Genomic DNA, 13,730 nt, shown 5'->3' with positions numbered 1-13,730 from the left:
CGAGCTGCACGTCAGCGGCGCCGGACTGGCGCGCGGCTATCTCGGCAGGCCGGGGCTGAGCGCCGAGCGCTTCGTGCCGAATCCCTTCGGCGCGGACGGCGAGCGGTTGTACCGCACCGGTGATCTGGCCTGCTGGCGCGGCGACGGAGAACTGCTGTATCTCGGCCGTATCGATCACCAGGTCAAGATTCGCGGCTACCGCATCGAACTGGGCGAGATCGAAGCCGCGCTGCGCGCCTTGCCAGGCGTGACCGAAGCGGCGGTGCTTGCCGTGAATGGCGAAGCCGGCGCGCGCCTGATTGCCTACGCCTCGCTCGGGCGCAACCCGCAAGGCGTCGATGGTGCCGAACTGCGCGCCGCGCTCGCGCGGCGCCTGCCCGAACACATGGTGCCCGCCACCGTGACGACACTGGCTGCGCTGCCGTTGACGCAGAACGGCAAGCTGGACCGGTCCGCGCTGCCAGCGCCGGATGCCACGCTCCGCGCCGGCACGGCGCCGCTTGGAGCGACCGAGGTCGCGTTGGCGGCAATCTGGCGCGACGTGCTGGGCGTTGCCCAGGTCTATCGGGAGGATCACTTCTTCGATCTGGGCGGCGATTCCATCCTCGTCCTCAAGATGGCCGCGCGCGCGTCGCAGGCGGGCCATGCATTGACGGCACGGCAGTGCTTCGATGCCGGTTCGCTGGCGGATCTGGCGCGCATGGCGGCGCCGGCCACGGCGGCGTGCTCGGCGACCGCAACACCGCCGCAGGATGGACCGGTCCCGGTACCGGGAAGCGGACCGCAAAGGGGCGACGCGGGCCATCGTGACACGGCGGCAGTGGCGCAAGGGCATGCCAATGCGTGCGCCGACGACGCGCCGGGCGCCATGCCACCGGACGAGACCGCGACCGGGAGCGCAGTCGACGGCGCGCTCGCTGGAGCGAGCGCTGGATTGCCTATTCCGACCGTCTCGCGCGACGCGTCCTTGCCGCTCTCGCACGCGCAGCAACGGCTGTGGTTCCTGTGGCAGTTGCAGCCCGACAGCGACGCGTATCACGTGGGCGGTGCGCTGCGGTTGCGTGGCGCATTCGACGCCGCGCGGTGCGAAGCGGCGTTCGCGGCATTGGTCGAACGGCACGAAGCGCTGCGCACGACCTTCGTCGCGGACGAGGATGGCCAGGCCTGGCAGCGCGTGCATGAAGTTTTGCCTTGCGCGTTCACGAAGTGCACGTTCGACGAGGCAGCGGCGCGCGCGTGGGCGCGGCAGTGGCTCGCGACGCCTTACGATCTGGCAAACGGACCGTTGCTGCGGGTCGCGGTCGTCGGGTTGGGCAACGACGACCACCTGTTGGTGGTCGGCATGCACCACATCGTCTCCGACGGCTGGTCGATCGATGTGCTGCTCGACGAATTCGTGACGGTGTATCGTGCCCTGGAACGGGGCGACGCGGCCGCGCTGCCAGCGCTGCCGTTGCAATACGCGGATTACGCGGCATGGCAGCGCGCCTGGCTCGCGGGCGGCATGCGCGAGACGCAACTCGGCTACTGGCGGGCGACGCTCGGCGCCGAGCATCCGGTGCTGGACCTGCCGACGGATCGGCCGCGGCGCTCGCTCGACACCTACCGCGCGGAGCGGCTGCCCTTCGCGTTGCCCGACGGGCTGGCAAGCGGCGTGCGCGAACTGGCCCGCCAGCACCGCACGACGCCTTACGTGGTCTTGCTCGCGGCATTCCAGGCACTGCTGCACCGTCATAGCGGACAGACGGATATCCGCGTCGGCGTGCCGCTTGCCAATCGCGAACGGCTGGAACTGAGCGGCGTGATTGGCCTGTTCGTCAATACTCAGGTAATGCGAAGCGTGTGCGCCGATGGCATGCGCGTGGATGCCCTGCTTGGCCAAGTCGAGCAGCGCGCGGCCGAAGCGCGGCTGCATCAGGAGCTGCCATTCGACGTGCTGGTCGACGCATTGCAACCTGAGCGCAGCCTGTCGCACACACCGCTGTTCCAGGTCATGTTCAATCACGAACGAAACGACCACCGCGTACTTGCGCAGTGGCCCGGCATGGCCGTCGAAAACGTCGCGCTGGGCCTGGGCGCGGCGCAGTTCGAACTGTCGTTGAACACGAGCGAGGACGCCGCCGGTGCGATGCGTGGCAGCCTCGACTATGCGCCAGCCTTGTTCGATGCGGCGCGCATGGCCGGGCTGCTGAGCGACTATCTCGGTTTGCTGGCAGCCTTCGTGGCACGGCCTGATGCGACGCTTGCCGAGGCCGCGCGTGGCGCGCTGACGGACAGCGGCGCGCGCGCCGCCGTGCTTGGCTGGGGCCGCAGCGATGCGGGTCTGCGCGCCGCGTTGCCGGTGCATCAGACGATCGCCCGTCAGGCGGCGCGCACTCCGGCTGCGACGGCGGTGGTGCTGGATGGCGAACGCTTGACATACGCGGAGCTGGACGCGCGCGCCAACCATCTCGCGCACCGCCTGCTTGCCGCCGGCGCAGGACCGGAGCGCCGCGTCGGGCTTTGCCTGACCCGGTCGCTCGATCTCGTCGTGGCGGTGCTCGGGGTCTTCAAGTCGGGCGCTGCCTACGTGCCGCTCGATCCCGACTACCCGCCGGCACGGCTGGCCGACATGGTCGAGGACAGCGGCCTGGCCGTGATCGTCGCACACGCGGCGGTCCGCCCGCGTTTGCCGGGGAGCGCGCAGGACAGCACGCAGGACAGCACGCAGGACAGCGCGCCTCGCGTGTTGACGCTCGACGCGCCGTCGGCGGATCGCGGTGACGGCGCGGAGCACGCAAGCGACCCAGGTGTCACCGTCTGGCCGCAGCAACTGGCGTATGTGATCCACACGTCGGGCTCGACCGGGCGCCCGAAGGGCGTCGCGCTGTCGCACGACGTCCTGGCGCGCCACGTCGAAGCATCGATACGCTTCGCGGGTCTGCGTGCGGCGGACCGTGTGCTGCAGTTCTCGACCATCAATTTCGACCCGTTCGTCGAACAATTGCTGCCGTCGCTGTGTATCGGCGGCACGGTCGTGATGCGCGGCGCCTCGGTCTGGAGCGCGCCGGAATTCCGCTCGCAGGTGAACACGCATGGCATCACCGTCGCCGACCTGCCGACCGCGTACTGGCAGATGATCGTTCGCGAACTCGGGGATGGCGCGCCGCTGCCGAGCCTGCGTGAAGTGCACGCGATGGGCGAGGCGATGCCGCTCGACGCGTTGCGGCGCTGGCGCGCCAGTCCGGCGTTCCGCGGCGTCAGGTTGCTGAACACCTATGGACCGACCGAGGCGGCGGTCACCGCGACGCTGTTCGACGGCGGCGCAGCGGATCTCGACAGTCTGCCAGCGTTGGTGCCGATCGGTGTGCCGCTGGCGCAGCGCGACCTGTACGTGGTGGACGGCAACTTCGAATTGCTGCCGGTGGGCGCGGTGGGCGAATTGCTGATCGGTGGCGAACTGCTGGCCCGTGGCTATCTCGGCCGGCCCGGGCAGACCGCCGAGCGCTTCGTGCCGGATTGCTTCGGCGATGGCGGCGGGCGCCTGTACCGCACCGGCGACCGCGTGCGGTGGCGCGCCGACGGCCAGCTCGAATACCTCGGTCGGACCGATCATCAGGTGAAGATCCGCGGTTTCCGGATCGAACCCGGTGAAATCGAGGCAGTCCTGTTGCGCCAGGCTGGGGTGGCGCAGGCGGTGGTGCTTGCCGCTGGTGCCCCTGCCGGCGCCCCTGCCGGCGCGCGCCTGCTCGCCTATGTGAGCCCGAGCGTCGGCACGACGGCGAGCCTCGACGGTTCGCGACTGCGCAAGGCGCTCGCCGCAACGCTGCCCGACCATATGGTGCCAGCGGCCGTGGTCGTGCTGGACGCGCTGCCGACCCTGCCGAACGGCAAGCTCGATCGGCGGGCCTTGCCGGAACCCGCGATCGCGGCGGCCGCCTACGAAGCACCGCTCACGGAACTCGAACGGCGGCTGGCGGCAATCTGGGAAGCGGTATTGTCGGAGGGGCGAGCCGTCGATTCGACGAGCAAGATGGCGGCGTCTCGCGACGTGCCGGCGCCGGTGGCCGCGATCGGTCGGCACGACAACTTCTTCGCGCTTGGCGGCGATTCGATACAGGTGCTGCGGGTGGTCGCGCAGGCGGCGCGGGACGGTTTGACCGTGACGCCCCGGCAGATGTTCGAGGCCCAGACGGTAGCCGCGCTGGCGGCATGGCTCGGCGAAAACGGCGCGGACGAGGCGACAGGCGAGGGCACAGGCGAGGGCACAGACAGCGGCGCAGACAACGGCCGCGATGCGGCGCATGGGTCTGCTGCCATGCCGCTGTTGCCGGCGGCGGCGCGCGCGCGAGCTGCCTCACTGCCGCTGACGTTGCCGCTGACGTTGCCATCCTCGCACGCACAGCAGCGCATGTGGGTGCTGTGGCATCTTGATCCAGACGGCAGCGCGTATCACATCACCGATTCGGTGCGTCTGTCGGGCCGGCTCGACGTGTCGGCCGTGCGCGACAGTCTCGCCGCAATCCAGGCGCGGCACGAGAGCCTGCGCACGCAGTTCGTCGGCGGCGCCGACGGTCAGGTGCTGCAAGTCGTGTGCGACGACGCGCGCTTGCCGCTCGAGTGCGCGACGGCCGCGCCGTCGGAAGCGCGCCAGTGGGCTGAAGCCTTCGTGAACCGCCCGTTTGATCTGACGCGCGGGCCGCTCTGGCGTGTCGCCCTGCTCGCGATCGGTGCGGAGGATCATCTGCTCGTGTTGAGCATGCATCACATCGTGTCGGACGGTTGGTCGATCGACATCCTGCTCGACGAGTTCGCCGCTGCTTATCGGGCACGGCTCGAGGGCCGCGCGCCGGTCTGGTCGCCGCTGCCTGTGCAGTACGCGGACTACGCCGCATGGCAGCGGCAGAACCTGGACGAGCGTGAGATGGCGCGGCAGCTCGCCTATTGGCGCGACGTGCTGGGCGGTGATACGCCGCCGTTGGCGCTGCCGACCGACCGGCCGCGCCAGCCGCTCGCCCGCTACCACGCGGCACGTCTGTCGTTCGCGTTGCCGGACGAGCTGGCTCGCACGGTAGCGGAACTGGCCAGGACGCGACGAACGACGCCGTTCGTGATTCTGCTCGCCGCCTTCAACGCGCTGCTGTATCGCTACACCGGTCAGGCCGAGATACGTGTCGGCGTGCCGCTCGCGAACCGCGAGCGGCACGAGGTGGCACGGGTGATCGGGCTGTTCGTCAACACGCAGGTATTGTCTGCGACGGTGGCTGCCCGCACCGCGCTCGACGCGTTGCTGCAGCAGACGCAGTCCCGCGTGTTGGGCGCACAGGCGCACCGCGACCTGCCATTCGACGTGCTGGTCGAGGCCTTGCGGCCTGAGCGACGTCTGTCGCACTCGCCGCTGTTCCAGGTCATGTTCAATTTCGAGCGGGAGACGCAGCAGGCGATGCGCACCTTGCCGGGCCTGCGAGTGGTCGGTGCGACGGATGATGCCGAGGCGGGACGCGCGGGTGATGCGCCGGCGCGCGCCGCGCAATTCGAGTTGACGCTGAACCTGGCGCAACAGGCGGGCGGCGCTTTCGCCGGCAGCTTCCAGTTTGCGCGCGAACTGTTCGACGCGACCACGATCGAGCGCATGAAGGGCGACTATCTGGCCCTGCTGCGCGCGTTCGCGGAGGCCCCCGGGCGTGCGCTTGGCGACGTGGAACTCGGTTCGCCGGTGCAACGACATCGGGAGGCGCAATGGCGCCGCGGCGCGGCGCTGGCCGACGCCTTGCCGTTGGTTCACCGCACGATTGCCGCTTTTGCGACGTCGCAACCCGATGCGACCGCGCTCGTGCTCGACGATGCGGTACTCAGCTACGCGCAACTGGAGCGGCGCGTCACGCACCTTGCCGCGCATTTGCGGGCGAGCGGCGTCGGCGCCGAGGCGCGCGTCGGCGTCGCAATGCGCCGGTCGCTCGACCTCGTGGTGGCATTGCTCGCCATACTGCGGGCCGGGGCGGCATACGTGCCGCTTGATCCGGATTACCCGGCCGAGCGGCTGGCATACATGATCGCCGACAGCGGCGTGGGCGTGCTGCTTACGCAGTCGGACGTGGGCTCGCTGCCATTGCCGGCGGACGGCCTCGTGGTCTGCGTCGATCAGTTGGATCTGGACCGGGCGCCAGCGGCCGTGACCGCCGCGGGCGACGTCGCGGGGCGCGACGTGCGGCCGTCGCAACTGGCGTATGTGATCTACACGTCTGGGTCGACTGGCCGCCCGAAGGGGGTAGCGATTGCGCACCATGCGTTGTCAGGCCACGTGGCCGCGACCATCGACTATGCTGGCTTGCGCGCCAGCGACCGGGTGCTGCTGTTCGCGACAGTGAATTTCGACGCGTTCGTCGAGCAGCTGTTCCCGAGCCTGTGCGTCGGGGCCACCGTCGTGCTGCGCGGCCCCGCGTTGTGGAGCAGCGACGAATTCGTCGACCGCGTCGGCCGGCACGGTCTGACCGTTGCCCACCTGCCGACCGCGTACTGGCAGGCGCTGATGCAGGATCTCGTTGGCCGCGAGCTGTCGCTCGCGCCATTGCGCGAGATGCACGTCGGCGGCGAGGCGATGTCGGCGGAAACGATGCGGCTGGTCTGTCGCGATAGTACGCTGCGCGCGGTAAAGCTGATCAATACGTACGGTCCGACCGAGGCCACGGTGACGGCGACGATCTACGCGGCCGGCAGCGAGGCACTGGCCGCGGCCGACAGCTTCCCCGGTGTGGTGCCGATCGGTCGGCCGCTGGCGGGCCGCACGGTGCGGGTGGTGGCGCCGGACCTGTCCGACGTGCCGCAGGGCGCGGTCGGCGAATTGCTGATCGGTGGCGAGCTGCTGGCACGCGCCTATTTGAATCAACCGGCACTGACCGCCGAGCGGTTCGTGCCGGATCCCAACGGTGCGCCCGGCGCGCGGCTGTATCGCACTGGCGATCTGGTGCGCTGGCGCAACGACGGGCAACTCGACTATCTGGGGCGGCTCGATGCGCAGGTCAAGATTCGCGGCATGCGTGTCGAACTGGGCGAAGTCGAAGCGGCGCTGCAGGCGCTGCCCGGCGTGCGCGAGGCAGCGGCGCTGGTCGACGCGGACGAAGCTCCCGCGCGTCTGCTCGCCTGGGTCAGCACGCGTGGCGAGGCCGGTGGCAGGGTGCTCGACGGCGCGACGCTGCGCACCGCGCTGAGGCGTCTGCTGCCAGACTACATGGTGCCTGCGCGGGTCGCGGTCGTGGCGGCAATGCCGACCACGCCGGCGGGCAAGATCGATCGGCGTGCGCTGCGCTCGCTTATGTCGGCGCCGGCCGCACCGGAGCGCGGGCTGCGCGGCGGCGCGCCGTCGGGCGACGAAGAGATCGCGCTGGCGGCGATCTGGCGATCGCTGCTGCGCGTGGCCGAGATCGGCCGGGACGACGACTTCTTCGCGCTTGGCGGACATTCGCTGAGTGCGCTGCAGCTTGTGTCACGGATCCGGGCGCAGCGGCAGCGTGCGCTCGCGCTACGCGACGTCTTCGCCGCGCCGACCCTCGCCGGCTTGGCGGCGGTGGTGCGCGACGCCCCGGCGGTGTCCGGCGAGCCTGACCCGGCGCAGCTGGTGCGGGTGCCACGTCAGGCGCGCATGGCGCTTTCGCCGGCACAATACCGTATCTGGCTGACGGAAAAGCTGGCCGCGCCCGACGATGCCGCTTACACGCTGGCCACCGCGATGCGGCTCGACGGCCCGTTCGACGTTGCCGCGGCACGGCGGGCGCTGCACGATCTGGCGGCGCGGCACGAGGTATTGCGCACGCGCTATCCGGACGACGACGGCGTGCCGTACGCGCACGTGGACGATGGTCTCGCGCTGCCGCTGGCGATCGAGGATCTCAGCGGGCTCGCGCCAACGGCGCGCGCCGCGGCGCTGGCGAGCGCCCTCGAGGCGCACGGTGCGCAGCGTCTGCCGCTGGCCACCGGTCCGCTCGCGCGTGCCCGCCTGCTGCGCCTGGGCGAGGACGAGCACGTGCTGCTGTTCGCGGTGCATCACATGATCGCGGATGGATGGTCGATGAGCGTGCTGGTGCGGGACTTCGGCGCTGCTTACGCCCATCGTCGCTCGCACCGCGACGTGGTGACAGGGCAGGCCGGAGCGGCGGAGGCGGCCCGGCAAGGTGACGGAGCAGCGTCGCCGGCGTTGCAGTACGTCGACTACGCCAGCGCGCAGCGTGCGGCGCTCGACGGGCAGGAAGGGGAGGCGCTGCGACGCTATTGGCGTCAACAACTCGACGGCGTGTCGCCTGCGCTGGCACTGCCGACCGATCTGCCGCGGCCGCAACGGGTGTCGTCGGCCGGCGACGGCGTGCGCTTTGCATTGCCCAAGCCGCTCGGGGATGCCGTGCGCACGTTCGCGCGGGGCCGGGGCACCACGCCGGCCGCGGTGCTGCTGGCGGCTTACCAGGCGTTCCTGATTCGTCTGGCCGGCACGCGGGATGTAGTCGTCGGCGTCGACGCGGCGGGTCGGGGCCAAGCCGTGCTGGAAGACATGGTCGGCTTCTTCGTCAACGTGCTGCCGGTGCGCGCGCGCGTGGCTACTCCTGGGCAATCGTTCGCGTCGTTCAGCCGCGCGACGCACGAAGCGCTGCTGGGCGCGATCGCCCATGAGGCGCTGCCGTTCGACCGGATCGTGGCAGCGGCGCAGGTGCCGCGGCTGCCCGGCCGTGCACCGCTGGTGCAGACCCTTTTCGTGATGCAAAACACGCCGCAGTCGGCCTGGAACATCGAGGGCCTGACCGTCCGTCCTGTCGAGCGGCCGACCACCTCTTCGAAGTTCGAGATGGCGCTCTTCATGCAGGAAGCGGGCGATGGCTTCTCTGGCGAGTGGGTGTATGCGACCGATCTGTTCACGCACGCCGGCATTGCGCGCCGCTTAGCGGATTGGCTCGCGCTTTTGGAGACTTTTGTGATGAATCCTGAAACGCCGATTACCCGCAGCGGTCCGGACGGTGACGCCGAGGCCGGCCAGGGCGACGCATCGCGGCGCAGCAAACTCGATTCGCTGCGGGCGGCGCCGTCGCGTACGGCTCGGCAGGGCGGCACGCGCGCGGACATCGACGATGAGCGTGCGAGTGATGGCAAGGTCGACGCCGCGCAAGCGCATCGCGCGCCGGTCGAGCCGGCGGCACCTGCCGCGCCCGGCGCTGCACGCGCGGCGAAGCTGCGTAGCCTGGCCACGCTGGCGACGGGACGGCGGCAACCCGGCGCGACGGTGCTCGCCGCGGCCGGCGCGGATGCACAGGTGCGGATCACGCCAATGCAGCAGGATGGCGCGTTCCCCGCGCGGGTCGTGCCGTTGCAACCGGATCTCGATCCGTTCGTCTGGGCGGCCCGCCATCGCGACGCCGTCGAGCAATGGCTGGGGCGGCACGGTGCGCTGCTGCTACGCGGTTTCGCGCTCGACGGCGCGCAGGATTTCGAGCGCTTCGTCGGCGCACTGGTCCCGGAACTCTACGGTGAGTACGGCGACCTGCCGAAGCTGCCCGACGGGGAACGGACCTACCGGTCGACGCCGTATCCCGAGAAGGAGATGATCCTGTTCCACAACGAGAGCTCGCATCTCGAACAGTGGCCGCGCAAGCAGTGGTTCTACTGCGATCTGCCGGCGCGCGCGGGCGGCGCGACGCCGTTGGTCGACGGCCGCGAGATGTTGCGTCGTCTGCCGGCCGAGATCGTCGAGCGCTTCAGCCGGCTGGGCCTGCGCTACGTGCGCAACTTCACGGCCGGGCTCGACGTGCCGTGGCGCGAGTTCTTCCGGACCGACGACCGCGCCGAGGTCGAGGCGCGCGCGCGGGCCAGCGGCACCGCGCTGCGCTGGTTCGGCGACGACTTGCAGACGATCTCGCACGGCCCCGGCGTGCTGCGGCACCCGGCCACCGGCGAGACCGCCTTCTTCAATCAGGTGCAGCTGCACCATCCCTATTTTCTGGCGGCCGACGTGCGACGCGATCTGCTCGCCATGGTCGGCGCCGATCGCCTGCCGCGCAATGTGTTCTATGGCGACGGCTCGGTCATCGACGACGAGACGATGGCGTTGGTCGGACAGGCATACGAGGCCTGCGCCTTCCGTTTCGATTGGCAACGGGGTGACGTGGTGATGCTGGACAACTTGCTGGTGGCGCACGCGCGCGATCCCTACCAGGCGCCGCGTCGGATCGTCGTAGCGATGGCACAGATGATGTCGCGCGACAGCGCATCGCCGGCGGTTCGCCCGGCGCCCGTGCGGACGCCGCCGGAGGAGGAGGACCGTGAACATGCATGAGCACGATCAGAACGCCGATGTCGGTTTCGGCCTGACACCGGAAGCGCGCGCGCGACGCACGGCCTACGGTGTCGAACGATGCGTCGTGGTGCAGCTCGCGCCGGATGCCGGTTGCGATGAGGCGACGTTGCGTCGTGTCTGGCACACGTTGCCGGCGCGTCATGCCCTGCTGACGATGGCGACGGGCGAAGTCGCGGGCTTTCGCGGCGAGCGCCTTCTGCCCGCCGCGCCGCCCCGTCCGCTGCCATGGTTGCGTGTCGACGTGGCGGGCGGCGAACTAGCCTTGGACAGTACCGTCGCCTCGTTGCGCGCGGCGGGCCTGCCCACGCAGGCCGCGCAGGACGGCGCACACGTCGCCGCGTTGTGGCTGACGGCCAGCGAGGTGCCGGCAACGCGCCTGTTGATCATCGCGCGCGCCTGGCTGTTCGACGAAGCGAGCGTGCTGCAACTCGCCACGGAACTCGTCGGCCAGGCCGGTACGTTCCGCGGCGTTGCGGCAAGCGACGGCGCGCCGTTGCCGGACGACGATATGCCGCTGGCGTACGAAGATTTCGCTGCCTGGCGCGACAGCCTGGTTGCCGAGGATGCGGCCGGCGCTGGGGCTGCCTACTGGCATGCCCGCCTCGCCGCCGCCGGCGACGAGGCCGTGCGCTTGCCGCTGCGCATGGCCGGGCCGCGCGCCGACGTGGCGCGGGCCGCCGCCGGCGCAGCCGCCCAAAGCCAGGCATCCCAGGCAACCGACGCAACCCAGGCAACCGAGGCAACCGAGGCCACCGTCGCACGCGCGACGCCGGCTGAACAGGCTTACGCGTTGGCGACGCTTGCGCGCGAGCAAGGCCTGCCGCTTGCCACGCTGCTGCAGACATTGTGGTGGCTGCTGCTGGCGCGCCTGGGTGGCGTGGCGGTGTTGAGCGGCGTCGAGCATCACGACTGCCGTGACGATTACCCGCCATTGGCCGCTACGCTTGGTGTTTTCGAGCGCGTGCTGCCGGTTCGTTTCGAGGTCGACGCAACGCAGTCCGCGCTTGCGATGGCGCGTCGGCTGGAAAGCCAGCTCGCGACGGACCGTGAATGGCAGGAGGCGGTGCCGGCGACGCCGGCGGCGTTCCATGCGGCGGCATTCCGGGTGGTGCGCTGGCGGAATCCGTCGGGCGCCGTGCGCTTGATCGATATCGATCAACCGCTGGGCGACACGGAGTTGCGGCTCGAACCGATCGTGGACGGAGAAGACGGCCTGCGCGGCCTGGTCCTGCGCTATGACCCGCGTCGCTACGACGCCGACGCAATGAGGACGCTGCTCGATCAATACCTGACGGTGCTTGCCGCAGTCGTCGATGTGCCGACACGCGCCTGGCAGGACGTCTCGCCGGAACCCGTCCAGATCGTCACGCGCCGCCTGGCATGGCAGGGGCCGGCGCGCGTCGCGAGCGACGCAACGGTTGTCGCGGCGCTGCTGCGGCACGCGCGCACGCAGCCCGACGCGCCCGCGCTGGCGGACGGGCGCGGCGTTCTGTCGTACGCCCAGCTGGCGACACGCGTGACGTCCGGGGCGGCCCAGCTGCACGCACGGGGCGTGGTCGCCGGCGACCGCGTGGCGCTGCGCAGCCCGCGCTCGGTCGAGGCCGTGGTCGCGATGCTGGCGATCCTGCATGCCGGTGCCGCCTATGTACCCGTCGACCCGGCGTGGCCCGGACCGCGTACCGAGGCGCTTCTGAGACAGGTCGCGCCGCGCCTGGCGCTTGGCGACGAGCCCGTCACGGCGTCGGCGGCCGCATTGCGTTCCCCGTCCGATGCCGCTGCGCCAGTCGATGCCGCGCTGCGCTGGTGCGATCTCGATGCCCTGGCCGCGGCGCCGCTGCCCGCCGCAGGCGTGTCGGTTCAGGCAACGCCGGATGCGAATCCCGACAGCATCGCGTACGTGATCTTCACGTCCGGCTCGACCGGTCAACCGAAGGGCGTGCCGATCGGGCACCGTCAATTACTCAATTACGCGGCCGGCGTTGCCGACGAGTTGGGGTTGGCCCCGTCCGAGCGCGTGGCGCTGACATCTAGCCTGGCGGCGGATCTCGGCAACACCGCCCTGTTCGGTGCATTTGTCGCCGGCAGTTGTCTCGTCGTCGCCGACGACAGCGACATGGCCGACGCACATTCATTCGCGCGCTTCCTGGAACGCGAGCGCATCGATGCCGTGAAGCTCACCCCTTCGCATCTCGATGCACTGTTGCCGGAGTCGGGCGGTGTGCTGCCCGGTCGGGTGGTGCTGGGCGGCGAGGCGGCGCTGCCGGCCCTGTTGAGGCGCCTGCGGCGCACGCGTGCCGACGTCCAGGTGTTCAATCACTACGGGCCCACCGAGACGACCGTCGGCGTGCTGATGCATCGGTGCGGCGGCACGGACGACGCAGCGGGCATCGGCTCGGGGCTGCCGCTGACGCGCCTGCTACCGAACTGTCGTGCCTACGTCTGCCAGACAGGCCACGACGGCGCCCTGTCGCTCGCGCCGACTGGCGCCGTCGGCATTCTCTATCTCGGTGGTGCGCAATTGATGGACGGCTATCTCGGACGCGACCCCGACGAGGGTTTCGTCGCCGATCCGTGGCAAGTGGGCGAGCGGCTTTATCGAACCGGCGATCTGGCGTGCTACCTGCCCGGCGATGGCGTGTCGTGGCTGGGTCGCGCGGACCGACAGGTCAAGATCCGGGGCTATCGCATCGAGCCTGCCGAAGTCGAAGCCGCCGGTCGGGACGTGCCAGGCGTCGCCCAGTTCGTCGTGCGCGCCTGGCAAGGCGGCGGACAGACACGGCTCGCCGGCTACGTCGTCGCGGCCGCGCCGACCACCGCTCCGACCACCGCAACGGCGCCGGTCAGCGACGCTTCCGCACAGTCGGCGGCGGGCGACGACTTGCTCGCGCGAGTGCACGCTGCGCTGACGCGCGCGCTGCCTCCGGCCTGGGTGCCCGATACGCTGCAAGCGCTGACGCATCTGCCGCGCCTAGGCAACGGCAAGATCGATCGCAACGCGCTGCCCGAGCCGGCGCAAAGCGAAGCGGGCGGGCGACCGGCGCACGGGCCACTCGAACAGTGGCTCGCCAGGACACTGGCGACACTGCTCTCCCGATCGGACGTCGACGTGGAGCGCGGGCTGTTTGAACTTGGCGGCGATTCGCTGACGGTGATCCGCTACGTCGCGCGCATCACGGAGGGCTTGCGTGTCGAGATCCTGCCGGGGCTGGTGTTCGCGAACCCGAGCGTCGCCGCGCTGGCGCGCGCGATCGATGCTCAGGACGGATCGGGCGCCGCGGCGCGGCGAGCGCAGGCCCGTCTGGCCTTCGACGCGATGTCGCCCGAGCAACAAGCTGCATGGCGCGATCGGGCCCGTCAGGCCGCCTCGTCGGCGTCGGGCAGTGCGCTGGCGAACGCTGACGCCACGCAACCGTCGTGA

General features: G+C 70.5%; 2 protein-coding genes (1 of these 2 running past the window's edge). Both read left to right on the top strand.

What is annotated here, in order from left to right; genetic code table 11:
- A protein-coding gene (locus BLU54_RS00185; RefSeq protein WP_091903395.1) for a non-ribosomal peptide synthetase crosses the window boundary here: on the top strand, nt 1–10,291 show its 3' portion. 18,968 nt of this gene lie to the left of the window's left edge; the window shows 10,291 of its 29,259 coding nt (coding positions 18,969–29,259); the start codon falls outside the window, past its left edge; it ends in the stop codon at nt 10,289–10,291.
- A complete protein-coding gene (locus tag BLU54_RS00180; protein ID WP_091903393.1) occupies nt 10,284–13,730 on the top strand; it encodes an amino acid adenylation domain-containing protein in 3,447 nt (1,148 codons plus the stop codon). Before BLU54_RS00185 ends, BLU54_RS00180 begins: the two co-directional genes overlap by 8 nt.

It is taken from the genome of Chitinasiproducens palmae (genome assembly GCF_900095735.1).
Taxonomy (GTDB): domain Bacteria; phylum Pseudomonadota; class Gammaproteobacteria; order Burkholderiales; family Burkholderiaceae; genus Chitinasiproducens; species Chitinasiproducens palmae.
Note: the sequence above shows the minus strand (reverse complement) of the source record. Positions and strands in the feature narration are given on the sequence as shown.

Coding starts and splice junctions, on each gene's coding strand:
- BLU54_RS00180 (WP_091903393.1), top strand. CDS start 10,284: ATGCATGAGCACGATCAGAACGCCGATGTCGGTTTCGGCCTGACACCG.